Source organism: Halorubrum sp. Atlit-28R (assembly GCF_003665955.1).
Lineage (GTDB): Archaea > Halobacteriota > Halobacteria > Halobacteriales > Haloferacaceae > Halorubrum > Halorubrum tropicale.
The window spans coordinates 56,600-80,234 of the sequence record NZ_QPLS01000003.1 but is presented as its reverse complement, the minus strand read 5'-3'; the positions used below and the strand labels follow the sequence as shown (position 1 = coordinate 80,234).

Sequence of the window (23,635 nt, the reverse complement as noted above, 5' to 3'; positions counted from 1 at the left end):
GCGACCGGTTAAGTGGTCGCGGCCCCTACGATCGGTGTGACCCACGTAGGCATCGTCGGCGCGGGCGCGGGGGCGGCCGCGGCGGCGTTCGTCATCGACGGCGCGGTCCCGGACGCGGACGTGACGGTCTTCGAGAAGTCCGGCGGGCTCTGCGGGCGCGCGGCCACGCGGCGCCACGACGAGCTCACGTACGACTACGGTGCGAACTACCTGAAGAGCGACGACGACCGCGTCGTCGAGCTGATCACGGAGACGCTCGACGACGAGGGGCTCGTCGACGTGACGGAGCCGGTGTACACCTTCGAGGCGGACGAGACGGTGTCGCCGGGCCGGGACGCCGACGACCACAAGTGGAGCTATCGGCGGGGGCTCACGCAGATCGCGAAGCGCCTGTTCGGCCGCACCGACGCGACCGTCCACCGACGGACCCGGATCGAGACGGTCCGACGCCTGGACGGCGCGGCCGACGGCGACGGCCGCTGGGAGCTCGTCGACGCGGACGGCGCGGCGCGCGGGCCGTTCGACGCCCTCCTGCTGAACCCGCCGGCCCCGCAGACGAGGGACCTCCTCGCGACCGCCGAGTGGGACGACCCGCTCCGCGAGACGCTCGTCGAGGCGGTCGGCGAGGTCGAGTACGGCAGCGTCTGGACCGCGGTCCTCCGGTACCCGTTCGAACTCGACGTGCCCTACTACGCGCTCGTCAACACCGACAAGGAGCACGCCGTCGGCTGGATCTCCCGCGAGGAGTGTAAGCCCGGCCACGTCCCGGACGGCGAGACGCTGCTCGTCGTCCAGGCGAGCGACGCCTGGTCGACGGCGCGCTACGACGAGGACCCGAGCGAGAACGTCGCCGCGCTCGCGGAGCACACCGCCGACATCGTCGGCGACCAGCGGCTGGCCGACCCGACGTGGACCGACCACCAGGGGTGGCGCTACGCGCTGCCCGAGGGCGGCGTCGACCGCGGCCCGGTCGACTCGGCGCGCGATGCGGGGCTGTACCTGCTCGGCGACTGGGTCGCCGGCGAGGGGCGGCTCCACGCCGCGATCGCGAACGGGCTCGACGTCGGCGAGCGCGTCGCGTACGGGATCTGAGGGAGTCGGCGAAACGGGAACCCGCGGCGAGTCCGCGGCCGCCCGCGGCGTCGCCGCTGAGCGAGCGAGTCCCTTCGAAAAGCTGTTCTGCGGCGGTTCGGCCGCACGCCGGTCATTCGCGTCAGTTCGTCGTGATCCGGTACTCGAGGGTCCCCAGGCCGGGGAGCGTGAGCGTCCGGACGCGACCGCTGCGGCGGCGCAGGGTCCGCAGGGCGGACCGCGAGACGACGGCGAGCGCGACGGTGCCGGTCAGCAGCGCGACGGTCGCGACGGGGTACGCGAACGCGACGAACGGTGCGACGAGGAGCGCGAGGAACGCGAGCGTCCCCAGCGGCGAGCGGCTGCCCGGCGGCGAGTCGGCGCCGATCGGCCGGTGCGTCTCCGCCGAGGTGATAGAGCCTTGGTACATATCTCACCCTACACGCTCGGTCGACTAAAACCTTTCACTTTCCAAATAAGTTTTGAGAAACGGTACCACACAACACGCATTCAGAACATCTGAAACGGTTGTTAACGGGGTGTAAACAGTACCATGTTACTCGTTGGTATACCTCTCATATTTCTGTAACGTGTCGATAACGAGCGGCCGTTCGGCGCGGGTTCTCCTCCGTCGCCGGCCGGGGCGAACGGTCGCGGACGCCGCCGTCGCGTCGCGCGCCGTCGAGCGCGTCGACGGTGCGGGGATGCGCGTTCGGCGGTGCTTTTATTTCGTTACGACCGCTTCCGTAGATACGAACGGAGCCACACAATGACACTCGACACTCCCACCACCGATACAGCGGCCGTCGTCTCGGCGCCGGAGCGCAGGCGGGCGGTCGCCGGCCTCGCGGACGGCGCCGTCGAGACGGTCGCGGATCTGCGCGTTCGCGGGCGGGCCGACGAGATCGCCGCCGAACTCCGCGAGACGCACCTGCCGGCCTTAGAGGAGGCCGGCTACATCGAGTGGGACCGCGAGGCCGGGACCATCGAGCCCGGTCCCAACTTCGAGGAGGCCGCGAGCCACGTCGACGACCTCCCGATGCCGGGCGTCGAGGCCTCCGACGACTGACCGCCGCGAGCGGTCGATCGGGCGCGGAGCTCCGCCGCCGACGCGGCCCGGGACGTTTATCCCCGGGCGCGGGCGACACCCGACAGCGATGGCCGAGCCGATCCTGAAGTGGGCCGGCGGGAAGCGACAGCTGCTCGACGAGCTGTACGCCCGGTTCCCGGCCGAGTTCGGCCGGTACCACGAGCCGTTCGTCGGCGGCGGCGCCGTCTTCTTCGACCTCGAACCCGCCCGCGCGACGGTCAACGACGCGAACCCGCGGCTGGTGAACTTCTACGAGCAGGTCCGCGACCGCCCCGACGAGCTGATCTCGCGGCTCGCGTCGCTCGACGACCCCGAGAGCGACCCCGACCCGGCCCTCCCGTACGACGAGGAGACGCCCCGCGGCCGGGAGGTGGACGCCTACTACTACCAGCAGCGCGCGCGGTTCAACCGCCGCCCCTACGAGGGCTCGTTCGACCCCTTAGAGGAGGCCGCGCTCCTCCTGTATCTCAACCGGACCTGCTACAACGGGCTCTACCGCGAGAACGCGGACGGCGGGTTCAACGTCCCGATCGGTCGGTACGCCGACCCCGACTGGGTCCGGCGGGACCGGATCCGTCGGGCGAGCGACCTGCTCGCCGACGCGGAGATCCGCAACGGCGACTTCGCGTACGTCCTCGACGCGGCCGAGCCCGGCGACTTAGTCTACTTCGATCCCCCCTACGAGCCGATGAGCGCGACCGCGAACTTCAACGAGTACAGCGCGGACGGCTTCGACCGCGAGGACCAGCGCCGCCTGCTCGACGTCGCCGGCGAGCTCGACGACGCCGGGGTGTGGGTCGTCCTCTCGAACAGCGGCGTGATGTACGACGCGTACGCCGAGGCGGGGTTCCGCGTCGACCGCGAGGGCGCGACCCGCGCGATCAACAGCGACGCGGACAACCGGGACGCGGTCGACGAGATCGTCGCGACGAACGTCCCGCCAGCGAAGCGACGCGAAACGGCACAGAAGGACCTCTCGCAGTACTGAGGGACCGATCGCGGGACTGAAGTCGCGCGCGGCGAGGGCGGCACCGACTCCCGCCGCGCGTCGGGTCGCCCCTCACGCGCCCGGGCCGACGCCGAGCGCGACGAGCGCCCACGCGGCCGTCGTCGCGGCCGCCAGCGCGACCATCGTCGCCACCGCGGGCAGCGGCTCCTCCCGGCGCGTGAACCGCCGGTACCCCGGGGCGAGCCCGACCAGCGGGAGCAGCGTCGCCCCGGTCACGAGCGGCGGAAGCACTCGGCCGGCGAGGGCGGCGGCCGCGAGCGCGGCCGCGGCGCCCCCAAGCGCGTACGCGGCGCGGAGCCGGACCGCCGACCACCGCGCCGCGAGCGTCCGCTTCCCGACGGCGGCGTCCGCGCGGCGGTCGGGCCACGTCGTCTCCAAGAGGTTGACGAACACCACGACGGCGAAGGGGAGCGTCGCGAGCGCGGCCTCGGCGGTGACCGCACCGGCCGCGACCGCGAACCCGTACAGCGGGAGCGCGGCGCCGCCGAGGAGCGCGTTCGTCGCCGCTCCGAGCCCGTTCCACGCGAGCCGGAGCGGCCCGACCGAGTACTGCCAGCCGACGACGAGGATCCCCGCGAGGAGGACGGCGGCCGGCGGCGTCAGGAGCGGGCCGTCCGCGAGGCCGACCGCCGCGGCCGCAACGCCGAGGCCGACCGCGGCGAGCCCGAGGCCGCCGGCGGCGATTCCGGCCCGGAGCGCGACCGCCCGCGGGAGGTCGGTCTCGACCAGCGCGCCGCTCCCGCCGGAGAACCGTGTGCGGTCGGTGAGCGCGTCGGTCTCGACGTCGGCGTACTCGTTGGCGTAGTGGACGCTCGCGGCGACCGGTAGCAGCGCGGCGAGCCCGAAGCCGACCCGGACTGGGCCGGCCGTCGCGCCGTGCCCGCGGCCGTACGCCATCGCGACGCCGAGGGCGTACACGAGCGCGATCAGGCCGAGCTGGGACGGGCGCGAGAGCCGCCAGAGGGCGATGGGCGCGCGCCGCTCCATCGGTCAGTCGTCCCGGAGCGCGCGGACCTCGGCCAGCAGGTCGTCGGTCTCGGGCCGGTCGGCGGGCAGCCGCCCCTCGTACGCGTACGCGACGACCGGCTCGCCGGAGCGCACGTCGAGGACTATCGCCACCGGCATGCGCCCGACGAGGTCGTGTAGCGACCCGAGGACGCCGAACCGCACGGGCTGGTCGTACGCGTCGCTCACGTCCGCGTCGGGGTCCGCGAGCAGCGGGAACGGGAGGTCGTACGACTCCTGCCACGACCGCGCCCGGTCGACGGGTTCGGGCAGCACGGAGACCACCGTCGCGTTCAGCGCCGCGAACTCGTCGTACCGGTCGGCGATCGCTTGGACCTGCGTCCGGCAGTTCCCGCAGTGGTAGTCGCGCTGGAACAGGAGGACGACCGCGTCGGTGTCGGGGTCCGCGGCCGCGGCCGACAGCGCGAACGGGTCGGGACCGGCCGCGACGTTCGGGAGCTCGAAGTCGGGGACCGCCTCGGCGGACGTCCGGGTGTCGCTCATACGTCGCGTACGCGCTCGCGCCGGATAAATCGAGACCCGGTCTGGCGCCCGCCGCGCGGAACCGGGCCACATATAGGTCCGTGCGACTGTATCTCAGGCCATGGCACGGCCGGGGGCGACCGACGGGGGTGAGACCGCGGAGCGGCCCGCCGCGGACCGAGGTGAGGCGGCAGAGCCTCCGACCGCCGACTCGGGCTCGGGGGCCGCGCCGGTCGACGCCGCCCGCGGGTTCCTCCGCGCCGTCCGGACGGACGGGGCCGCCGACGCGGCCCGCGATCGGCTCGACGCGCTGTCGCCGACCGCGCTCGACGCCCTCTCGCCCGCCGAGCGGCTGGCGTTCTGGATCAACGTCTACAACGGCGCCACCGGCGACGCGCTCCTCGGCGACCCGACGCGCCTGTCGGACCGCCGCCGCTTCTTCGGGGCCCCGGTCGTCTCCGTGGCCGGCACCGACCTGAGCCTCGACGAGATCGAACACGGGATCCTGCGTCGCTCGCGGTGGAAGTACGGGCTGGGCTACCTGCCGAACCCGTTTCCGTCCGCGTTCGTCCGCCGGCACCGGGTCGCCGAGCCGGACCCGCGGATCCACTTCGCGGTCAACTGCGGCGCGGCCGCCTGCCCGGCTGTCTTCGCGTACGACCCGGCGACCGTCGACGAGCAGCTCGACCACGCGACCGAGACGTACCTGCGCGGCGAGACGGTCGTCGCGGACGGCACCGCCCGCGTGCCGCGGCTCATGCTCTGGTACCGCGGCGACTTCGGCGGGACGAGCGGGATCCGCGAGTGGCTGCGGCGCTACGGCGTGATCGACGCCGACGCGACGCCGCGGATCCGCTACCGCGAGTACGACTGGACGCCCTCGCTCGATCCCTTCCGCGGCCGGGACTGAGTCCGCTCGCCGGAGTCCGGACGCGCGGCCGCATTGGGCGGGCTTTTTGAACTCCCCCGACGAGGGACCGCGTATGACCGATCTCGACATCGACCTCGTCCTCGTGCCCGTCGACGGCAGCGAGGAGTCACACGAGGCGGTCGACTACGCCATCGCGCTCGCGGCGGAGTACGACGCGAGCGTCCACGCGCTGTACGTCCTCGACGAGGAGGTCGTCCGCGCCATCGACCACGGGGTGGTCGACGAGAGCGAGGTGGCCGACGACTCCGAGGCGTTCACCGACTCCGTCGCCCGCCGCGCGGACGCGGCCGGGGTGCCCCACAGCAACTCCATCGCCTACGGCTTCTCCACGTCGGTGAAGACGGTCCACCCCGGGAGCGTCGTCCTCGACACGGCCGAGGAGCTGGAGTCGGACTTCATCGTCGTCCCGCGCGAGCCCGTCTCCGGCGACCCCGGCGAGGTGCTGGGGAAGGCCGCCGAGTACGTGCTGCTGTACGCGAGCCAACCGGTCCTGTCCGTCTGATGGTCAGCGCCCTCCTCCCCGCGGGCACGACGCTGCCGCCCCTGCCGCACCTGGTCGTCCTCCTCCTCGCGACCGCGGGCGTCGTCGCCGCGCTCCGCCGCCGCCGTCCCGCGGTCACCGGGCGCCGCGTGCTCGCGCTCGCCCCGTGGATGGCGCTCGGCTCCGCGACCCACGTCCTCTACGTCGTCGACGCGCTCCCGCCGCTCCTCGCCCCGTTCGCGGGCTCGCCCGCCGTCTACCTCACCGTCGGGTCGCTCGCGGGCGCGGCGTGGCTCGCCGCCGCCGCCCGCCCGGACCGCGTCGCGGCGACGATCGCGGCCGCCGGCGCGCTCTGTCTCGTCCCGGTCGTCGCGGTCGCGGTCGGCACAGGGGTCTCCCCGGTCGGCGCGCGCTGGTCGACGCTCGCGCTCGCGCTCACCGTCCCTGTCGCCGGCGCCACTTGGGCCGGGCTGACGCGCGCGCGCCCCGAGACGGGGGTCACCGGCGGCGTCGGCGGGCTCGCGGTGTTCGGCCACGCGCTCGACGGCGTCTCGACCGCGGTCGGGACGACCCAGCTCGGCTTCGGCGAGCGCACGCCCCTCTCGCGGATCCTGCTTGAGGTCGGCGGGCTGCCGTCGCTCCCGGTGATCGGCGAGGGATGGCTGTTCCTCCTCGTGAAGCTCGCGGTCGCGAGCGCCGTCGTGTGGCTGTTCGCGGCGTACGTGCGCGAGGAGCCCGCGGAGGGGTACCTCCTCCTCGGGTTCGTCGCGGCGATGGGGCTCGGCCCGGCCGCGCACAACCTGCTCCTGTTCTCCGTGGCGGCGTGAGGTGGTCGGCTGACCGAGCGGTCGCCCCCGCCCGCGACCGACGCGATCGCCTCAGAGGAATACGGCGAGCGCGAACCCGACCGCGACGCCGGCGAGCATGACCGCCTGCACCGCGGAGCTCGCGAGGACGCCGACGACCGCGAACGCCGCCGTCCGGGCGGCCGCCCGCGGTTCGCCGTCGGCCGCGGCGAGCTCTTCGAGGAACACCGTCCCGCCGACGCCGACGACGAGCCCGATCGGTCCGAGCACGAACAGCAGCGCGACGCCGATCACCGTGCCGACGACGACGCTCCGTGTCGACGCCCCGCCGAGCTTCCCGGAGATCATCCCGGCGGCGAACTCGACGACGGACGCCAGCAGCGCGACCGCGACCAGCGCGACCAGCGCCACGGGGCCGGGCTCGGCGAACCCGGTGGTGTACGCGTAGCCGACGACGGTCAGGGCCGCGAGGACGCCGCTCGGCACGAAGGGGGCGAACGAGCTCGCCGTCCAGACGACGAGGAGGACGAGCGCCGCCTCGGCCGCGGGGAAGGCCATGGAGGTCGTAGGCGGCCGGAGGGCAAAAGCTCACTCGCCTGGCCGGCTCAGGCCGCCGCCGAATCGCCGTCCGCGCCGTTCGGGCCGCCGTCGAGCACGTCGAACGCGGGCTCGACGTCCCCGAGGACGAGCAGCGCGTAGTACCGGAGGAACGTCACGACCGGGACCCGCACGACGAGCGAGACGCAGAGGACGGCCAACGCGTACGCCGCCGCGACACCGACGACGACCGCGACCCCGACCGCCGACGACAGCGTCAGGGTCAGGTACGCGACGCCGGCGGCAACCAGCGCGGGGACGAGGAGCGCGACCGCCACGATCCCGACCGCGACCGCGGCGACGACGCCGGTCGCGGCCGTGAGCAGGAACGCGACGACGGCGTACGCGAGGTACTCCTTCCACGCCGACGCGACCGACCCCCAGAGGCGCCGCCACGCGGCGAGGACGCCGACGTCCGCCCGGATCATAATCGGCACGACGAACGCCGTCGTGAACGCCGCGACGACGCCGTACAGCAGGCCGCCGACGAACACCACGGGAGCGAGGGCGACGAACGCCGCGACGGGGATCCCCGGCCTGCCGCTCGCGGCCAGCGGGAGCACGAGCGCCGCGACCCACCCCACCACCAGCGTCAGGAACGGGAGACCGATCGCGACCCGGAACCCGAACAGCCGGAGCCCGCGGCGCCAGTGTCTGCTCCAGTAGCGCCGGACCGAGACGACGCCCTCCCGGAGCGACTCGACGAGGACGAACTCCATGACCGCGCCGATCAGCGCGAAGCCGGCGGCGAGCACCAGCCCGACCGCGACGACCGCGACGACGAGCGTCACGAGGTCGACCGGCGGATTGACCGGGAGGTCGCCGACGGGGACGTCGGCCGGTGCCGACGCGTTGAACTGCGCCGTCGGCAGGCCGACGCCCCCGCCGACGAACAGCGCGACGAGCGCGAGCCGCGCCCACGTGCCGCGCTCGAACGGTGTCAGGAACGATCTCGTGGCGTCGAACGCCGCTTCGACGTTGTCGACCGCGTGGAGGGACATACGTCGTGCTACTCTCAGGGAGGAAATAGCCCTTCTGGTGGTCGGTCGCCCGCGACCGACGGCCGGCGAGGCGCCGCGCGTACGTCGTCGAACGGCGGCTCGCGCCGAACGCGCCGGCAGCGTGCGCGCCGCCGCGACCGAGGCGGTATTTTCACCGCGGGCGGTCGCGACTTCACCACGGAGACGGCCCTCAGTCTCGTCCACGAGCACGAGATCGACCTCCCCGAGCGGTTCGACGGCGAGATCGAGGTGGCGCGGGAGTCAGCGGACGGCGCTCGCGACCGCGGCGAGGGGGCCGACGGGTACGGCGACGACCACGGCTACTGCGACGCGTCCGAGAGGGCGGGCTCGACGACCGCCGGCGAGCATCGCGGCCGGGGCGTTCCCCGACGGACGCTCACCCGCGTTCCTCTTCGACCGCCCGTTCCTCGTCGGCGCCCCGCTCGCCCGCGTCGTCGGTCGCTCGGGCGCGCTCTATCGTCGCCCTCGCGTCGCCGACGGACTCGGTCTCCAGCAGTCGCTCGACGCGGTCCTCGAACTCGTCGTCGGTCAACTCGCCGCGCGCGTACCGGTCGCGCAGCGTGTCGAGCGCCGTGTCGGTCTCGCTCCGTCCGCGTCCCGCGCGGTCGTCCGACTCCGCCTCCTTCGACTCGTACCACCGCGCCAGCCCGACGGCCAGGGGTAGCCCGCCGCCGAAGCCGATCGGGAACGCCACCCAAAAGAACGGGTACCCGAGTGCCAACAGTCCGAACGCGACGCCGAGCGTGACGAGCGTCACCGCTCCCGCCGCGATCTCCTGTAGCGGCGTGTCGTCGTCACCCCGCTCCGCCTCGGCCCGGTCGTCCGTCCCCGCGGCAGCCATAACCCGGCCTACTCCCGCCGTCGGTATATATCTGCGCGGTCGTCGCCCCGGCACCGACGCGAGTCGCTGACGCGGCCCCGGGCGACGACTCGGCCCGGTCCGTCCCGGACGGTCCGCCGCACGTTCGGCGCGTACCTCGTCCTCCGTCGCTCACCTCGGACTCCGCACACGTCTATGTGCCGCCGGATCGTACGCGGTCGCATGTCACGGGCGCGCCAGCGGACGAGCACGCACCGCCGGACGAGCGACGGTCGCACGGCGCCGCGAGAGGGACCGCATGCGTAGCTACGACCGCGTGGCCGGCCTCCCGGTCGCGGTGGCGGGCGCAGAGTTCGTCGGCCGGCGGACGGAGACCTCGTACGGGTTCACGCGGCCGACGACGGTGGTCCGACTGCGCGGCCCCCACGGCGCGGTGGGCGTCGGGGAGGACGTCACGACGGACCCGGGCGACCACGAGCGGTTTCAGGGCCTCGGCCTCCCGAACCTCGCCGGGACGTACGCCTTCGACGAGTTCGCCGACCGCGTCGCCGAGCTGGACGTCGTCGCGACGGACGGATAGGGTCCGGACTGGAACGAACCCGGTCGGGCGAGGCGGTGGGCCTTGGAGAGCGCGGCGCTTGACCTCGGGCTCCGTCAGGCCGGGCAGACGCTGGGCGAGCGGGTCGACCGGTCGTACGACCCGGTCCGGTTCGTGGTCAGCCTGCGGCTGTCGGAGCCGCCGCGACTCGACCTCCTAGAGGGCTGGCGGTCGATCGACCCGGCGCTCGAGTTCAAGCTGGACGTGGCGCCGGACTGGGACCCGGCGTTCGTCGACGACGTGGCCGAGGCGGCCGGCGACGCGGTCCGGATCCTCGATTTCAAGGCCTCGGACGGCGGCGACGACGACCGCGTGACGACCGACCCGGCGCTCTACCGCCGGACGGCCGCGGCCTTCCCCGACGCGACGCTCGAAGACCCCCTGCTCGACGGGCCGTGTTGGACGGCCGTCGCCGACGAACGTGCGCGCTGCTCGTTCGACGGCGCGATCACCGGCGTGGAGTCCGTCGAGGGGCTCCCGTTCGAACCCGGTCGGCTCAACGTCAAGCCCGCCCGGTTCGGGAGCGTCGAGTCCCTGTTCGACACGATCGATTACGCCCTCGACCGCGACGTGACCCTCTACGGCGGCGGGATGTTCGAGCTCGACCGCGGTCGGTCGCACCTCCACGCGCTGGCGTCCCTGTTCTACCCCGACGGTCCGAACGACGTGGCGCCACCGGTGTACAACGAGCCCGAACCGAGCGCCGACGCCCCGTCGAGCCCGCTGTCGCCGCCCGCCGCCCCGGCCGGACTGGGGTTCTGAGACGCGGCGGCGGCGGCCGGACCCGACGAGAACCGGCAACCTGTGCTGGGTACCGTCACGTCGTTTGATATACAATCGTATAGTAAGGCGTAAAACACGAAACGACGGGCGGCGACGGCGGAGAATCGTGGGCAGACGATCGGTCGGTGAAGGCGACGCTCGTCTACGCCGGCTCGCTGACGATCATGGCGGCGGCGATCATCTCGCCGGCGCTGCCGCGGATCCGGGAGGCGTTCGCCAGGACGCCGGACCTCTCGGTTCTGACCGGGCTCGTGTTGACGCTGCCGGCGCTGTTCATCGCGCTCGGCGCGCCGGTGGCGGGGGCGCTGGCCGACCGCGTCGGCCGGCTGCGCGTGCTGACCGGCGCCGCGCTCCTGTACGCCCTCGCTGGGGCGGCGCCGCTGGTACTCGACTCGCTGGCGGCCGTGTTGGCGAGTCGGGCGGTCCTCGGGCTGGCGGTCGCGGGGCTCTTCGTCGCCGGGACGAAGCTCGTCACCGACTACTACACCGGCGCGACGCGACAGCGGATGCTCGGGCTGCAGGGGTCGCTGGCGACCGCCAGCGGCGTCGTGTTCCTCCCGCTCGCGGGCCTGCTGGCGGGCGTGAGCTGGCGGGGGCCGTTCGTCCTCTACCTGGTCTCGCTGGGGTTGCTTCCGGCGGTCGCGCTCGTGCTGCGCGAGCCGTCGAGGTCGGCCGGCGGCGCCGGAACGCCGGCCGGGCTCGACGCCGGCGGCGCGGGCACGCGGGCCCTCGTCGGCGTCGTCGGGCTCGCGCTCGTCGGTATGCTGGCGTTCTACACCCTCCCCGTCCAGATTCCGTTCTACGTCGAGCGCGTAAGCGGCGGCGGGACGGCGATCGCCGGCGGGGTGCTGGCGGCGGCGATGCTCGCGGGCGGTGTCGTTGCGGCGGGCTACCGCACCGTCCGGGCTGCGCTCGGGGCCGAGTGGACCCTCGTCGCGACGTTCGTGACGATGGCGGCCGGGTTCGTCCTGCTGGGATCGGCGGGCTCGCTCCCGGCGCTGGTCGCCGGCGTGGTCGTGGTCGGCGGCGCGCAGGGCCTGCTCGTGCCGAACCTCAACGCGATCGCCGCGGCGACGGTCCCCGACGAACGCCGCGGCCGGGCGCTGTCGCTCGTCGTGACCGGGCTCTTCCTCGGTCAGTTCTGCTCGGCGCTCGCGTCCGGCGGCGCGGTCGCCGCCTTCGACATCCGGACTATGTACCTCGGGGCTGGCCTCCTGCTGGCGCTCGTTGCCGCGGTCTGCGGGTGGACGGCCGCGACCGCGTCCGTCACCGACGACCGACCGCCTGCCCCGGTCGTCGATGACGACTGAGGCGTCGCGGGGGCTCGCCGACGGGCGCGACCCGGTAGCGTTGAGTGTGCCGGCCGCGTGGGTGGACGTATGACCACGTCGCCCGGACGCGACCGCCCCGAGCCGCCGGCCGACACGCACGAAGAGCTGATGGAAGCGGGCTACGAGGCGCTCGTCGAGCACGGGTACGCCGGCTTGTCTATGCGGAAGATCGCCGAGCACTCCGAGAAGTCACACTCGCTGCTCCAGCACTACTACGGCACGAAGGACGGGGTGGTGCTGGCGGTGCTCGAGTACCTGATCGACGGCTACCTCGCGGACGTGCAGACGGCGTCGGTCGAGAGCCCCGTGGAGCAGCTCCGCTCGGACCTCGAACGGTCGCTGTTCGGGCCGTCGGACGAGGCGAGCGAACGGTTCTGGGCGTTCCAGACCGCGCTGTTCGAACTGCGGTTAGAGGCCCGCGAGAACGACGCCATCCGCGAGCAGTTCGCCCGCGGCGAGGCGCGCGTCGCCGACCGGTTCGCCGAAAGCGTCCGCGACGGCGTCGCGGCCGGCGCGTTCCGCGAGGTCGACCCCGAGCGGGTGGCGCTCGTCCTGCGCGACATCGTCGACACCGCCCGCCTGCGCCGCGTCGTTATGGACGAGCGGGAGGCGCCGGAGCGCGCCCTGTGGGCGTTCGAGACGTTCGTCCTCCCTGGCCTCAGAACGGAGGCCTGACGGCGCGGTCCCGGGGTCGCGGCGCGTTCAGAACAGTCCCGTCCCGAGGGCGAAGCCCCAGGTCAGGTCCCCGAGCGCGAGGAACACGAGCGCCGCGCCCAGCAGTTCGACGTTCTTCAGGAAGTTCGTCAGTTCGTCTTCCATCTCCGACTCGGGCGCGTTCCAGAAGTTGTGCATCGCCGGCGTGACCACGACGAAGAAGGTGGCGAGCACCCCCGCCGAGACCACCGGGTAGGCCCCGAGGACGATCCCGAGGCCGCCGAGGACCAGCATCGCCCCGGAGGTCGCGACCCCGAGCCCGGCGGCCGGGACCCCCTTCGCGGCGGCGTACTGCGTCATCTCCTCGCCGTTCATAAAGTGGTTGAGACCGGCGAACGCCAGGAACCCCCCGAACAGGACTCGGCCAGTCAACAGCAGGATCGCTCCGAGCCCGGCGTCCAGCGTCATGCGCCACCTCCGCGGCGCCGCGTCCGGGCATCGGTGACTTCGCTCGCGATACGGTCGATGCGGCCGGCGGTCTCGCCCCGGCCGCGAGCGTGCGTTGTGATCGTCATCCCTCGTCGGTTCGGAGGGGCGGGACGCCAATAAACATAAGCGAACTGAAAGGTAAGGGGCGGAGGCGCGGGTGGGACGCCTCGGTCCGCCTCAGTCGCTTACCGCGGCGTAAGCGGGTCAGTCGGCCTCGCAGCTCTCGTGGAGCGCGTCCAGCGCGTCCAAGACCGGCCACATCGCCGCGCCGGCCTCGGTGAACCGGTAGCGCGCGGGCGTCCCGGACCGCGAGAGGAGGTCCTCGTCGATCAGTCTCGCGAGGCACTCCTCGACGACGACGGTCGGCAGGTCGGTCTCGCGCGCCACCGTCGCGGCGGTCGCCGGGGCCTCGGTCCTGAGGGCCGCGACCACCTCGCGGTCCGGCGGCGTCGCGACCAGCCGCAGCAGATCGACCACCGCCGGCGGGAGCGCCGATGCGGGGGCGTCGGCGGGAGCGTCCTCGACCATGGCGTCCGCAGCTACTCGGCGCCCCGACATAACGCTACGCGAACGTCCGCGTGGGGCGCTCTCCTCCGGGTGGGTCGCTCTCCTCCGGGTGGGTCGCTTACCTCCGGGTCGACTCCTCGACGACCCGGTCCGCGTACAGCTCCGTCCACTCCGCGACCGCGTCGATGACCTCCTCGAGCGCCGCGCCGGTCTCGGTCAGCGAGTACTCCACTTTCACCGGTCGCGTCTCGATGACCTCCCGGCGGACGAGCCCGTGTTCCTCCAGGTCCCGGAGTGACTCCGACAGCACCTTGTCGGAGATCCCGTCGATCCGGTCCGCGAGCTCGCTGTACCGGAGCCGCTCCCCGGCCAGTAACTGTTCGACGATGGCGCGCGTCCACTTCCGGCTCGTGAGTTCGATGACGTCCGTCACCGGGTCGTCGCCGTCCCCGGAGGGGTCGAAGACGAACTCCCGCTCGTTGAGACTCATTCTATACAAGTGTATAACGCTCGAGTGTGAAATAGGTTGCCCGCGGCTGAAACGCTGTTTCGACCGGCTCTGCTGCCGTTTCGGTCGCTATCGAGTCGTTTCGGAGACTCACGGGGCGCCTCGACGGGTCCGGACGGGCGCGACGCGAGGGTCGCGGCCGAAAAGGGGAACGGAGCGGTGACGCGCTCGGAGCGGGCCGGTGTCGGTAGGGACCCGAGCGCCAGGCGGGTGCGCGCCGAGGTCAGTCCTCGGCGAACCGGCCGCGGACCGCGATCTCGTCGACGGGCTTCCGGCCGCTTGGAACCTCCCGCTCGCGCAGGGCCTCGGGAAGCGACTCGGCGTCACCGCGCTGCCCGACGGCGATCATCGCCTCGAGTTCGAACGTCTCCGGCACGGCGAGCGCCTCGCGGGCGGCCTCCTCGTCGTACCCCTCCATCGCGTGCACGACGAGGTCGCGCCGGGCGCCCTCGAGCGCGAGGTTCTGCCAGGCGGCGCCGGCGTCGAACGAGTGGGTCGGCGCCCGCTCGGTGCCCTCGCGTCCCTCTCGGATCGTCCGGGAGGCGACCGCGACGAGGACGCCGGCGTCTTTCGCCCACAGTTGGTTCTGGTCGTACAGCAGATTGAGGTACGTCTCCCAGTGGTCGCCGTCGCGGGGGGCGTACAGGAAGCGCCACCCCTGTGCGTTGTACGACGACGGCGCCCAACGGGCGGCCTCGAACAGGGCGTGGTAGTCCGACTCGTCGACCGGCTCGCCCGACATCGCCCGCGGCGACCAGCGCTCGACGAACAGCGGCGCGACCTCGTGGTCGGGGTCGCGGTGGGCCGCGACCTCCGGGTCCAACTGCAGGTCGGCCCGACTCATCGGTCAACCCCCGCGCGGCTCACCGTGCTGTGCGGTACGGTCTCGGGTCGTCGTGTCTCTCGGAGCACGCGATCTCACGTACGTCCGACAGCCGCATAAGTGAACGCAAACTGATAGGTAACCGACGGACCGGCGCCTCTGGAGCTGCGAGTTCCTCCGCGACTGTCGCGCCGGTCGGGGACTTTCCCGAGAGTGAGCGCTTCCCGTCGACCCGTCGCCGACCGGGACGCCGGTGCGTCGCCGACGCCGCGCGCGGTCGGAGCGATGGACCCGTCGGTCCGGAGCGTGCGGGTCACTCGACCAGCGCCGACGGCGGGCCGCCCGGGAGCGCGTCGCGGTCGTGTGGCGCGTCGAAGTCGAGCTCCGGGCCGGGCGCGACGATGCGGTTCGGGTTCACGTTGGGATGAGTGCGGTAGTAGTGGTCCCGGATGTGGTCTATGTTCACCGTCTCGGCGACGCCCGGCGTCTGGTAGAGGTCGCGCAGGTACGGCCAGAGGGCGTCGTACTCGTGAATCGCGCGTCGGTTACACTTGAAGTGGGTATGGTAGACGTGGTCGAAGCGGATCAGCGTCGTGAACATGGCGACGTCCGCCTCGGTGAGCCGGTCCCCGGCGAGGTAGCGCCGTTCGCTCAACACCTCGTCCCAGTGGTCCAACGCGTCGAACAGTTCCTCGACGGCTGCGTCGTAGGCCGCCTGCTCCTCGGCGAACCCGGCACGGTAGACGCCGTTGTTGATCGGCTCGTAAATGTCGTCGATGATCCGATCGACGTCTGCCCGGTAGCCCTTCGGATACAAGTCGACGCCGTTGCCCGCGAACGCGACGTCGAGCATCCGCATGATCTCGCGGGACTCGTTGTTCACGATCGTCTCCGTCTCCCGGTCCCACAGCACCGGCACCGTGACGTGCCCGGTGTACTCCGCGTCGGCGGCTGCGTACGCCTCGTGGAGGTAGTCGAACCCGTTCACCGTGTCCCGCGTGCAACCCTCCCGCTCGGGGCTGAACTGCCACCCCATCTCCCCGCGATAGGGGTCGAGCACGTCGACGCTCACCGCGGACTCCAATCCCCGCAGCGCGCGCGTGACGAGCGTCCGGTGCGCCCACGGACACGCGTAGCTCACGTACAGGTGGTACCGACCCGCCTCCGCGGGGAACCGCGCGTCCGCCGCGGGCTCGATCCGGTCGCGGAACTCGGTCGTCTCGCGCTCCACTTCGCCGTCCTCGCCGGTGAGATCGACCATCCCGGGCCGGAACTCGCCGTCGACGTACGCGCCGAACATACCGACCCACGGCGACCCACGGTCAAAGGCTCCCGCTTCCCTCGGAGAGAGCGACTCACCCGCGGGTAAGCGGCACACCGGCCCCTCGCCAACAAATGTGACAGTTAGATTATGCTTACGTGGGGCGGGGGCGTGGACACGAACGAGCATGCACGGTACCACGACGCCAGCGAACGGACTCCGAATCGGCGGTTCGTATCGGAGAATAAATACATGAGCGACGACGACGGGGAACGGCTGATCGACTTCGTCACCACCCACACCCGGGTGGTGCTGGCGATCGCGCTCGTCTCGACGCTCGTCGTCAGCGTCGGCGTCGCGGACCTCGACCGCGAGACATCGCTGGAGACGTTCCAGTCCGACGGGGTCGAGGCCGAGACGCTCGACTACCTCTCGCAGGAGTACGGGCTGGCGGCCCCGGACCAGTCCGTCGGCTTCGTCTTCTACCGCGACGACGACGTGCTCTCGAAGTCGTCGTACCTCCGCGTCCTCCGCTACCAACGGGCGCTCGTCGAGAACGAGACGGTCTCGCGGGCGCTCGTTGAGGGTCGGGCGACGGCGAGCACGGCGACGCTCGTCGCCACGGCGGCGATCCGCGCGGAGGCCGACGCGAGCGGCGACGCCGGTTACTTCGACCGCCCGACGCTCGCGGAGCAGATCGATCAGATCGAGTCGATGTCGCCGGCCGAAGTCGACCGGACGACGTCCCGCGTCCTCGCGGCCGACGCCCCTCGCCGGTCCCTGTTCTACCAGCCCACGGACTACGAGGCCGGCTCGACCGACGAGAACGCCACGATGGTCCTCGTGTTCGGGACCGGAGAGACCGGGCAGGTCAGCGGCGCCGCGAGCGACGATCTCGTCGCGAGCCAGCTGGCGATGAAATCGATCGCGAAAGAGCGGCTGGGCGCGGACTCGCTGTCGTTCGGTAGCGGCCTCGTCAAGGACGAACTGAGTCGGTCGGTCAACGACAGCCTCCAGCTCCTCGTGCCGTTCGTGTTGGCGTTCGTCGTCGGCGTGTTGGCGCTGGCGTACCGCGACCTCTTCGATCTGGCGCTGTCGCTCGTCGGTCTCGCGACGGTGCTCCTCTGGACCCTCGGGTTCATGGGATGGATGGGGATCTCGCTCATCCAGCTGTACGTCCCGGTGATCATCTTCCTCGTCGGGCTGGGGATCGACTTCGGGATCCACGTCGTGATGCGCCACCGCGAGACCAGCGACGGCGACGACCGACGGCGCGCGATGCGGACCGCGCTCGGCGGCGTGGGACTGGCGCTCGTGATGGTCGCGGTGACGACGGCGATCGGCTTCCTCTCGAACGGGATCAGCGACGTCGCCGCGATCCGGACCTTCGGCCTGATCGCGGCGTGGGGCGTGACGGCCGCGCTCCTCGTCTTCGGGGCGTTCGTCCCCGCGCTCAAACTCGAACTGGAGGCCGCGCTCGACCGCGACGTCGGCGGCGGCCGGTCGGCGTTCGGCACCGCGGGCGCCGTTTCGCGGGCGCTCTCGGGCGGCGCCGACCTGGCGCGCCGGGCCCCGGTGGCGGTCGTGATCGTCGCGGTCCTGCTCGCCGGCGCCGGCGGCGCCGCCGGGGCGACGATCGACACGACCTTCGAACAGACCGCGTTTATGGCGCAGGACCCGCCCGAGTGGACCGACTCGCTGCCGGGCCCGATGGCCACCGGCGAGTACGAGGTCCGCGACACCCTCCGGTACACGAACGAGCGGTTCATCCGCCACGACCTGCAGACGCAGATACTGATCGACGGAAACGTCACGCGAGACGACTCACTGGAGCGGCTCCACGACGCCAGACAGCGGGTGAACGCCCGCGAGAGCACCTACTACCTCGCGAACGGGGAGCCGGCCACGTCGAGCGCGCTGTCGGTGATGGACCAGGCCGCGGCGGCCAACGAGAGCTTCAACGCGACCGTCCAGGCGGCCGACACGGACGGGAACGGCATCCCGGATCGGAACGTGGAGCGCGTGCTCGACGAGATGTTCGAGATCCGGCCGGCGCTGTCGAGTAACGTCGTCCACCGCGAGGACGGTACGTACACCGACATGCGCCTGACGATCTCGTTAGTCGGCGGGACGAGCTCGTCGCAGGCGGCCGCCGAGGCCCGCGCGACAGCCCGCTCGCTCGACGGGAACGGCTTCGAGACCACCGCCACCGGGCGGCCGGTCCTCTTCGAGATCATCCAACAGGAGCTGTCAGCGACGATCGTCGAGGCGATGTCGATCACCTTCGGCCTGATCGTCGCGATCCTCGCGGTCATCTACCGGCGGCAGTACGGCAGCGCGACGCTGGGGCTGGTCGCGGCGGTGCCGGTGACCCTGTCGCTGGGCTGGCTGGTCGGCACGATGTGGCTCCTCGGGCTGTCGTTCAACGCCCTCACCGCCCTGATCACCTCTATCAGCGTCGGGCTGGGCGTCGACTACGCCATCCATATGGCCGACCGGTACGCGGACGAACTCGCGGCGCGCGGGCGCGTGACGGGGGCGATGGAGGCGTCGGTGCGCGGCACCGGCGGAGCGCTGTTGGGCAGCGCCGTGACGACGGCCGGCGGGTTCGGCGTGCTGGTGTTCGCCATCGTCCCACCGATCGCGCAGTTCGGCTTCGTCAGCGCCCTGTCGATCCTCTACGCGTTCCTCGCGACCGTGCTGGTGCTGCCGAGCCTGCTCGTGCTGTGGTCGCGGTACGCCCGCCCGGACGCTATCGGCGGCGACGCGACGGCGTTCGCGGCCGCGACCGACGACGACGACTGAGCGCCGCCGACGGGTCGCCTACCGCCTCCTCACTTCGGGACGCACACCGACGGCTCGCGTCGGTGGACGGCGTACGGCTCGGCGTGAGCGCCGAGAACGGGGCCCCGCGGCCGGGCGCCGGCCACCTCGCGGACGCGCTCGGACGACAGTGGACTCCCCCCGACCGAGACGAGTTCGAACCGGTCGGCGGACCGCTCGGACCCTTCGCCTCCGACCCGGGAGCGGCGGCCTCAGGCCATGCTCCGATCCGGGACGCGCGGCCCGTAGAACTGGCCGTGGAACCCGTACGGGAGCCGGTGTGGGAGCCGCGCCCGACCCAGCTCAGCGAGGGTCCCGGCGTCGAGACAGACGAGCGACGACCGGTCGGCCTCGGGGTCCAAGACCACGGAGAGCAGGACGCCGTCGTCCTCGTCGTCGCCGTCGGGCGCCGGCACGAACAGCGGCTCGCCGGGGTGCGTGCCCGACTCGCGCCACCGCTTCACCGTCCCCGTCTCCGCGTCCACCTTCGCGACGTCCGTCGGGAGGCTCGACCCGCCGTCGGTCTCGGCGAGGTAGACGTACCGGTGGCGCTCGCCGTTCACCGCGCGGTAGTTGATGACCGGGAACTCGACGGGGCCGCGGTGGAGCACCTCGCGCCCGGCCTCGCCGCCGTCCAAGGGCACGACGTAGCGGCACAGGTCGCCGCGCGGGAGGTCGGGGTCGTCGCGGCGGAGGTTCGACAGCTCCAGCCCGGTGACCGCGCGCTCGTCGTCGAACGCGACGAGGTCGACGACGACCTCGCCGTCGCGCTCGTACGCGTTCGCGTGGTGGTAGACGAACGCCGGCGGCGCCGTTGCCGTCGCCACGCGTTCGCCGGTCGACCGGTCGAGGACGAGGAACCGGAGGGGCGCGTCGAGCGGCCGGAACGCGTCGAGGAACGTCTCTCTCGTCACCGTTCCGCGGAGGAGGCGTCCCGCGTCGAGGCCGAACGCGTTCACCGTGACGACGACGTACCGGTCGGTCAGGGCGAACGAGTGCACGTACGGGGCCTCGTCGAACCGGAGGCGCGTCAGCGGCGTCGGCGCGCCGCCGTCCCTGGGCCGGGTGAACAGCGTGTACACCGTCTCGCGGCCGTACGACACCCCGAGGTTGAAGAACGCGTCCGCGTCGCGGTCGTAGTGGACGTGCGCCAGCGTGAGGTCGCTCTCGAGCCCCTCGGTGAGGTCGATCCGTCCCGTGGTCTCCAGCGTGTCGAGGTCGACGGTCAGCGCCGTCGGCGACTCGGTGATCGCCGCGACCTCGTCGCCGAACCGCTGGACGCCGATCACGGGGTTGTCCGGGAACGTACCGCTCAGGAGCTGTCGGACGCGGGTCCAGAGGGGTCGGTCCGGCGGCGTCCCCGGGAACGGCGTCCGAACGCCGCCGTGTTCGCGCGCGAACTCGTAGTCCCGGCTCTCGACGAACCGGTTCGCGTAGGTCACCGTCCCGTCCTCGATCCGGAACCGGCGGAGCATCGCGAACGGGTCGAACCAGTGGCGTAGCTCCGTCTCGCCGGCCTCGAACTGCCCCGGCCCGTTGCCGACGAGGTCGCCGGTCAGCCACGCCGGGAACGCGCCGTCGACCGGCAGTCGCTCGTTTTCGATCTCCTCGGTCTGCGTGCGGAAGCCGGCTCTGTAATCGGGGGAATCGGTCACGGCGATCGTTGGGGCCGACGCCGCCTATTACCACCGGTCGTTCGAACCGTCGCGGGCGGTGCTGTGACTCCGACGACGGACACGCCCGCGCTCGGTCGAGAAGGTCCGCGCTGACGCCGCCGGTCTCGGCCCGGCGCGCTCAGTCCTCTTCCTCGACGACTTCCGGGTCCTCGATGGCCGACTGGAGGGAGTCGAGCCCGTTGACCCACTCGGAGACGAGGCCGTACTCGAGGTCCTCGACGAGCTCGATGTCGAGCGCCTCGCCGTCGATGACGCGCGTGCCGGCCTGGACCACGTACCCGAGCGCGGCGTCGAGGTCGTCGCCCTCCTCGGCCTCGGCGGCCGCGCGCACGAACTCGCTCACGTCGCCGTCGACGACGCCGCCGACGACGTACTCCTCGGCCGCGTAGAAGACGGGGACGAGCGAGGTCTGGACGCCGTCGATCAGCATCACCTTGTCCTCGTCGTCGAACTCGACGTCGGCGAGGACGATCTCGCGGATGTCGCGGAGCTCCTCCACGGCGCGCTCCTCGCCGATGCGGTCGTCGTCGAACGCCGCGAGCACCTTCACCACGGCGATCGCCGCGTCGTCCTGGAGGTTGAGGAGGAGGCGCGCCGAGTCCTCGTTCTCGGGGTCGAGCTCCTCTTCGGCCAGCCTGTCGAGCCAGTTCTGCCAGCGTTCGTCGGTATAGAACGTTTCGACGGCGTCGTCGTCGGTCATGTGCCCTACGTCGCCCGGCCAACTCAAATGCCTTTCCTATCGATCGCCGCGCGAGACCGCGTCTCACCCGCGTGAATCCCGGATTCCCGGCGGCGCCCCCGTCCCGCGGTCGGACGCCTCCGTCCCGCGGTCGAGCGCCTCCGTCGCCCCTCCCGGACTCACGTCATCGGGTCGTCGCCGAGGTCGGGGTTCGCCCGCGCGAACGCGACGATCCGATCGACGTACGACTCGAACGGCGGGACGGAGACGTCGGTGTCCGCCAGCGCGTCGGTCGCGTTCGGGCAGCGGTAGCGGGTCGGGTGGTCGAAGTAGTCGATCGTCGCCGGCTCCACGTCGACGCCCCGGGCCGAGAGCACCCGCGCGGCCGCCTTCGCGACGGGCTTCGGCGTCGGGACCGTGACCGTCCGGCGCCCGGCGGCGTCGCTCATCGCGGCGACGAACGCCGGGACGGTGAGCGGGTCGGGGTCGCAGAGCTGGTACGTCTCGCCGACGGTCTCGGGGCGACCGCTCAGTTCGGCGATCGCGTCGACCACGTAGTCCCGGGGCACGACGTTCAGCTCCGTGTCCGCCGCGCCGGGGACCGAGAACGCGACCGCGAGCCGCCGCGGCTGGGCCAAGAGTAGCCGCAGGAGGTTGTAGGGCCCGTCGAGCTTGTCGGTCTCGCCCGTCTCGCTGTCGCCGACGGCGATCGCCGGCCGGTAGACGGTCGCCGGGAGCCCCTCGGCCATCCGCTCCCGCACCGCGACCTCGGCGCGGTATTTCGTCGCCTCGTAGTGGTTGTTGAACGACTGGCCCTCGCGGAGGTCCTCGGCGGTGAACACCCCGTCGTACCGGCCGCTGACGTAGCAGGTGCTGACGTAGTGGAGGCGGTCGACGCCGACGCGCTCGGCCGCGTCGAGGACGTGTTCCGTGCCGCGGACGTTCACCGCCTCCGCGAGGTCGGCGTCGACGCTTAAGTCGTACACCGCGGCGAGGTGATACACCTCCTCGACGCCGCCGAGCAGGTCGGGATCGTCGAGCGCCGCGCCGAGCCCGAGGTCCGGCTCAGTGACGTCGCCCTCGTAGAGGTGGACGGCCGCCCCGTCGCCGGCCTCGTCCCCGACGTCGGCGACGATGTCGCGGGCGCGCCGCGCCGCGAGGTCGCGGTACCGCGGCTGGACGAGGCAGGCGACCGGGCCGTCGCCGCGGGCGAGCACGCGCCGGAGCAGCGCCGAGCCGAGGAATCCGGGGAACCCGGTGAACAGGACCGCCGGCGGCCGCGAGGCCGTCGCCCCGCTCACGGTTCCTCACGCTCCAGCGTCGCCTCGGTGTCGATCCCGTACACGTCGCGCGGCGTCTCGACGTGCGCCCGACGGACCGCCCCCTCGTGGCCCTCCTCCAGCAGCCAGCGCACCCGCCGAGGGACGGTCTTCGGGCCGAGCACCATCCCCGGGCGGTCGGGGTCGTCGACGAAGTCCGTCTCCATCAGGAACGGCTCGCCCGCCTCGGCGGCGCGCTCCAGCCGCTCCTTGTCGCTCATCACGCTGGGCGTGACGCCCGCCAGCTCGCCCGCGGCGTAGTGTTTCACGACCTTCGAGGGGTCGAGTCCGACCTCCTCGGCGACCGCCGCGAGGTCGGTCAGGTCCTCGGTCGCCTCGGTGTGGAGCTGGACCGCGCAGCCGACCTCGGCGCCCAGCTCGAACGCCCGACGGGTGACCGCGTTCGACGCGTCCCACACAGCGTCGCTCACGTCGTAGTGGGGACGGCCGGACTTCAGCGCGAGCGCGTCGCCGTCCGCGACGTACTCGCTCGCGGCTTCGAGTCCGCCGCGCATGAGGTCGCGGGCCGCCTCGGGCGGGAAGCCGCGCTCGTCGACGAGCCGGCTGATCAGTCCGGGGTGGACGCCGAGGACGGGCCACGCGCGCCCCGGGAGCGCCTCGCTGGCGGCCGCGACCGTCTCTAACGTCTCCTCGAAGACGGCGCGGAAGTCGTCGGGCTCGTCGGGCTCGACGCCGAGCAGCCACGAGGGCTTGTTCACGACGAGCAGGTGGGTGCCGCCGAGCCGCGCGAACTCCTCGACGGCCTCGATCCCGCGGCCGTGTCGCGGGTCGAGGTGGAGGTGGTTGTCCAGCACGGGCGTGCCGAGGTCCTCGGTCATGGGCGTGGATTCGGCGGCGACGGATTAGAA

The 23,635-nt window shown here is 72.4% G+C and carries 24 protein-coding genes and 1 pseudogene; 10 read left to right on the top strand and 15 right to left on the bottom strand.

The genetic code is table 11. The features are described 5' to 3' along the window. Positions 1 to 36: 36 nt before the first annotated feature. Positions 37 to 1,092, top strand: coding sequence for an NAD(P)/FAD-dependent oxidoreductase (locus DVK06_RS05980; protein WP_121599659.1), 1,056 nt, complete (start codon positions 37 to 39; stop codon positions 1,090 to 1,092). A 121-nt stretch (positions 1,093 to 1,213) separates the two neighbouring features. On the opposite strand, the gene DVK06_RS05975 is transcribed toward DVK06_RS05980, so the two are convergent. Beyond that, the gene (locus DVK06_RS05975; RefSeq protein WP_121599658.1) at positions 1,214 to 1,501 is read right to left on the bottom strand and encodes a hypothetical protein; all 288 of its coding nucleotides are present in this window, start codon (positions 1,499 to 1,501) and stop codon (positions 1,214 to 1,216) included. A gap of 339 nt (positions 1,502 to 1,840) precedes the next feature. Here DVK06_RS05975 and DVK06_RS05970 point away from each other — a divergent pair, with 339 nt between their 5' ends. Both DVK06_RS05970 and DVK06_RS05965 read left to right on the top strand, forming a co-directional pair. Beyond that, positions 1,841 to 2,140: a hypothetical protein gene (locus DVK06_RS05970; protein ID WP_121599657.1), complete on the top strand. Its 300-nt coding sequence runs from the start codon at positions 1,841 to 1,843 to the stop codon at positions 2,138 to 2,140. Positions 2,141 to 2,228: 88 nt separating this feature from the next. After that, positions 2,229 to 3,149, top strand: coding sequence for a Dam family site-specific DNA-(adenine-N6)-methyltransferase (locus DVK06_RS05965; RefSeq protein ID WP_121599656.1), 921 nt, complete (start codon positions 2,229 to 2,231; stop codon positions 3,147 to 3,149). A gap of 72 nt (positions 3,150 to 3,221) precedes the next feature. On the opposite strand, the gene DVK06_RS05960 is transcribed toward DVK06_RS05965, so the two are convergent. Together DVK06_RS05960 and DVK06_RS05955 are read right to left on the bottom strand one after the other, a co-directional pair. After that, positions 3,222 to 4,157, bottom strand: coding sequence for a prenyltransferase (locus tag DVK06_RS05960; protein ID WP_121599655.1), 936 nt, complete (start codon positions 4,155 to 4,157; stop codon positions 3,222 to 3,224). A gap of 3 nt (positions 4,158 to 4,160) precedes the next feature. Next, positions 4,161 to 4,679: a peroxiredoxin gene (locus DVK06_RS05955; RefSeq protein WP_121599654.1), complete on the bottom strand. Its 519-nt coding sequence runs from the start codon at positions 4,677 to 4,679 to the stop codon at positions 4,161 to 4,163. A gap of 100 nt (positions 4,680 to 4,779) precedes the next feature. Here DVK06_RS05955 and DVK06_RS05950 point away from each other — a divergent pair, with 100 nt between their 5' ends. The 3 genes from DVK06_RS05950 (at position 4,780) to DVK06_RS05940 (ending at position 6,897) form a co-directional block, all read left to right on the top strand. Then, positions 4,780 to 5,568 carry a DUF547 domain-containing protein gene (locus DVK06_RS05950; RefSeq protein ID WP_233561625.1) on the top strand — a complete coding sequence of 263 codons (789 nt, stop codon included), beginning with the start codon at positions 4,780 to 4,782 and terminating at the stop codon, positions 5,566 to 5,568. A 73-nt stretch (positions 5,569 to 5,641) separates the two neighbouring features. Beyond that, positions 5,642 to 6,091 (top strand): universal stress protein, encoded by a 450-nt coding sequence (locus tag DVK06_RS05945; protein WP_053772750.1) that lies wholly within the window; start codon positions 5,642 to 5,644, stop codon positions 6,089 to 6,091. Then, the gene (locus tag DVK06_RS05940; RefSeq protein WP_121599653.1) at positions 6,091 to 6,897 is read left to right on the top strand and encodes a DUF63 family protein; all 807 of its coding nucleotides are present in this window, start codon (positions 6,091 to 6,093) and stop codon (positions 6,895 to 6,897) included. Before DVK06_RS05945 ends, DVK06_RS05940 begins: the two co-directional genes overlap by 1 nt. Positions 6,898 to 6,948: 51 nt before the next feature. Here DVK06_RS05940 and DVK06_RS05935 read toward each other — a convergent pair whose 3' ends face one another. The 3 genes from DVK06_RS05935 to DVK06_RS05925 all read right to left on the bottom strand — a co-directional run bounded on the left by DVK06_RS05935 (position 6,949) and on the right by DVK06_RS05925 (position 9,336). Then, the gene (locus DVK06_RS05935; RefSeq protein WP_121599652.1) at positions 6,949 to 7,434 is read right to left on the bottom strand and encodes a DUF456 family protein; all 486 of its coding nucleotides are present in this window, start codon (positions 7,432 to 7,434) and stop codon (positions 6,949 to 6,951) included. A gap of 47 nt (positions 7,435 to 7,481) precedes the next feature. Beyond that, positions 7,482 to 8,474, bottom strand: a complete 993-nt coding sequence (locus DVK06_RS05930; protein WP_121599651.1) for a hypothetical protein — start codon at positions 8,472 to 8,474, stop codon at positions 7,482 to 7,484. Positions 8,475 to 8,871: 397 nt separating this feature from the next. Next, positions 8,872 to 9,336 (bottom strand): SHOCT domain-containing protein, encoded by a 465-nt coding sequence (locus DVK06_RS05925; protein ID WP_121599650.1) that lies wholly within the window; start codon positions 9,334 to 9,336, stop codon positions 8,872 to 8,874. Between the two features lie 277 nt (positions 9,337 to 9,613). Here DVK06_RS05925 and DVK06_RS05920 point away from each other — a divergent pair. The 3 genes and pseudogenes from DVK06_RS05920 to DVK06_RS05910 all read left to right on the top strand — a co-directional run bounded on the left by DVK06_RS05920 (position 9,614) and on the right by DVK06_RS05910 (position 12,702). After that, positions 9,614 to 10,675: pseudogene (locus DVK06_RS05920) on the top strand (hypothetical protein). Between the two features lie 146 nt (positions 10,676 to 10,821). Then, positions 10,822 to 12,006 carry an MFS transporter gene (locus DVK06_RS05915; RefSeq protein WP_121599649.1) on the top strand — a complete coding sequence of 395 codons (1,185 nt, stop codon included), beginning with the start codon at positions 10,822 to 10,824 and terminating at the stop codon, positions 12,004 to 12,006. A gap of 69 nt (positions 12,007 to 12,075) precedes the next feature. Beyond that, complete coding sequence (locus DVK06_RS05910; protein ID WP_121599648.1) at positions 12,076 to 12,702, top strand: TetR/AcrR family transcriptional regulator; 627 nt, start codon at positions 12,076 to 12,078, stop codon at positions 12,700 to 12,702. Positions 12,703 to 12,729: 27 nt separating this feature from the next. Here the strand turns inward: DVK06_RS05910 and DVK06_RS05905 are convergent, their stop codons facing one another. From DVK06_RS05905 to DVK06_RS05885, 5 genes are all read right to left on the bottom strand, one after another. Next, on the bottom strand, positions 12,730 to 13,149 hold the full coding sequence (locus tag DVK06_RS05905; protein WP_121599647.1) for a DoxX family protein: 420 nt from the start codon (positions 13,147 to 13,149) through the stop codon (positions 12,730 to 12,732). 225 nt (positions 13,150 to 13,374) lie between these two features. Then, positions 13,375 to 13,698 carry a winged helix DNA-binding protein gene (locus DVK06_RS05900; RefSeq protein ID WP_158600064.1) on the bottom strand — a complete coding sequence of 108 codons (324 nt, stop codon included), beginning with the start codon at positions 13,696 to 13,698 and terminating at the stop codon, positions 13,375 to 13,377. A 97-nt stretch (positions 13,699 to 13,795) separates the two neighbouring features. After that, positions 13,796 to 14,167, bottom strand: coding sequence for a helix-turn-helix domain-containing protein (locus DVK06_RS05895; RefSeq protein ID WP_121599645.1), 372 nt, complete (start codon positions 14,165 to 14,167; stop codon positions 13,796 to 13,798). 241 nt (positions 14,168 to 14,408) lie between these two features. Further along, positions 14,409 to 15,029, bottom strand: coding sequence for a nitroreductase family protein (locus DVK06_RS05890; protein ID WP_121599644.1), 621 nt, complete (start codon positions 15,027 to 15,029; stop codon positions 14,409 to 14,411). Between the two features lie 292 nt (positions 15,030 to 15,321). Next, positions 15,322 to 16,308, bottom strand: a complete 987-nt coding sequence (locus DVK06_RS05885) for a glutathione S-transferase family protein (protein WP_121599643.1) — start codon at positions 16,306 to 16,308, stop codon at positions 15,322 to 15,324. 213 nt (positions 16,309 to 16,521) lie between these two features. On the opposite strand from DVK06_RS05885, the gene DVK06_RS05880 reads away from it, so the two are divergent. Then, positions 16,522 to 19,074 carry an RND family transporter gene (locus tag DVK06_RS05880; protein ID WP_121599642.1) on the top strand — a complete coding sequence of 851 codons (2,553 nt, stop codon included), beginning with the start codon at positions 16,522 to 16,524 and terminating at the stop codon, positions 19,072 to 19,074. 230 nt (positions 19,075 to 19,304) lie between these two features. On the opposite strand, the gene DVK06_RS05875 is transcribed toward DVK06_RS05880, so the two are convergent. From DVK06_RS05875 to DVK06_RS05860, 4 genes are all read right to left on the bottom strand, one after another. Then, a complete protein-coding gene (locus DVK06_RS05875) occupies positions 19,305 to 20,747 on the bottom strand; it encodes a carotenoid oxygenase family protein (RefSeq protein ID WP_121599641.1) in 1,443 nt (480 codons plus the stop codon). 139 nt (positions 20,748 to 20,886) lie between these two features. Then, entirely contained in the window at positions 20,887 to 21,468 is a 582-nt protein-coding gene (locus DVK06_RS05870; protein WP_053772747.1) for a DUF2150 family protein, read from the bottom strand. A gap of 158 nt (positions 21,469 to 21,626) precedes the next feature. After that, on the bottom strand, positions 21,627 to 22,748 hold the full coding sequence (locus DVK06_RS05865) for an SDR family oxidoreductase (protein WP_121599640.1): 1,122 nt from the start codon (positions 22,746 to 22,748) through the stop codon (positions 21,627 to 21,629). Further along, positions 22,745 to 23,605: a TatD family hydrolase gene (locus DVK06_RS05860; protein WP_121599639.1), complete on the bottom strand. Its 861-nt coding sequence runs from the start codon at positions 23,603 to 23,605 to the stop codon at positions 22,745 to 22,747. Before DVK06_RS05860 ends, DVK06_RS05865 begins: the two co-directional genes overlap by 4 nt. Between the last annotated feature and the right edge of the window lie 30 nt (positions 23,606 to 23,635).

Bases quoted from the DNA above. Each gene is read 5' to 3' on its own strand.
- DVK06_RS05885 (WP_121599643.1), bottom strand. From the start codon at position 16,308: ATGTTCGGCGCGTACGTCGACGGCGAGTTCCGGCCCGGGATGGTCGAT.
- DVK06_RS05910 (WP_121599648.1), top strand. From the start codon at position 12,076: ATGACCACGTCGCCCGGACGCGACCGCCCCGAGCCGCCGGCCGACACG.
- DVK06_RS05880 (WP_121599642.1), top strand. From the start codon at position 16,522: ATGAGCGACGACGACGGGGAACGGCTGATCGACTTCGTCACCACCCAC.
- DVK06_RS05945 (WP_053772750.1), top strand. From the start codon at position 5,642: ATGACCGATCTCGACATCGACCTCGTCCTCGTGCCCGTCGACGGCAGC.
- DVK06_RS05940 (WP_121599653.1), top strand. From the start codon at position 6,091: ATGGTCAGCGCCCTCCTCCCCGCGGGCACGACGCTGCCGCCCCTGCCG.
- DVK06_RS05890 (WP_121599644.1), bottom strand. From the start codon at position 15,029: ATGAGTCGGGCCGACCTGCAGTTGGACCCGGAGGTCGCGGCCCACCGC.
- DVK06_RS05895 (WP_121599645.1), bottom strand. From the start codon at position 14,167: ATGAGTCTCAACGAGCGGGAGTTCGTCTTCGACCCCTCCGGGGACGGC.
- DVK06_RS05970 (WP_121599657.1), top strand. From the start codon at position 1,841: ATGACACTCGACACTCCCACCACCGATACAGCGGCCGTCGTCTCGGCG.
- DVK06_RS05960 (WP_121599655.1), bottom strand. From the start codon at position 4,157: ATGGAGCGGCGCGCGCCCATCGCCCTCTGGCGGCTCTCGCGCCCGTCC.
- DVK06_RS05870 (WP_053772747.1), bottom strand. From the start codon at position 21,468: ATGACCGACGACGACGCCGTCGAAACGTTCTATACCGACGAACGCTGG.
- DVK06_RS05975 (WP_121599658.1), bottom strand. From the start codon at position 1,501: ATGTACCAAGGCTCTATCACCTCGGCGGAGACGCACCGGCCGATCGGC.
- DVK06_RS05955 (WP_121599654.1), bottom strand. From the start codon at position 4,679: ATGAGCGACACCCGGACGTCCGCCGAGGCGGTCCCCGACTTCGAGCTC.
- DVK06_RS05930 (WP_121599651.1), bottom strand. From the start codon at position 8,474: ATGTCCCTCCACGCGGTCGACAACGTCGAAGCGGCGTTCGACGCCACG.
- DVK06_RS05900 (WP_158600064.1), bottom strand. From the start codon at position 13,698: ATGGTCGAGGACGCTCCCGCCGACGCCCCCGCATCGGCGCTCCCGCCG.
- DVK06_RS05860 (WP_121599639.1), bottom strand. From the start codon at position 23,605: ATGACCGAGGACCTCGGCACGCCCGTGCTGGACAACCACCTCCACCTC.
- DVK06_RS05965 (WP_121599656.1), top strand. From the start codon at position 2,229: ATGGCCGAGCCGATCCTGAAGTGGGCCGGCGGGAAGCGACAGCTGCTC.
- DVK06_RS05935 (WP_121599652.1), bottom strand. From the start codon at position 7,434: ATGGCCTTCCCCGCGGCCGAGGCGGCGCTCGTCCTCCTCGTCGTCTGG.
- DVK06_RS05950 (WP_233561625.1), top strand. From the start codon at position 4,780: ATGGCACGGCCGGGGGCGACCGACGGGGGTGAGACCGCGGAGCGGCCC.
- DVK06_RS05905 (WP_121599647.1), bottom strand. From the start codon at position 13,149: ATGACGCTGGACGCCGGGCTCGGAGCGATCCTGCTGTTGACTGGCCGA.
- DVK06_RS05925 (WP_121599650.1), bottom strand. From the start codon at position 9,336: ATGGCTGCCGCGGGGACGGACGACCGGGCCGAGGCGGAGCGGGGTGAC.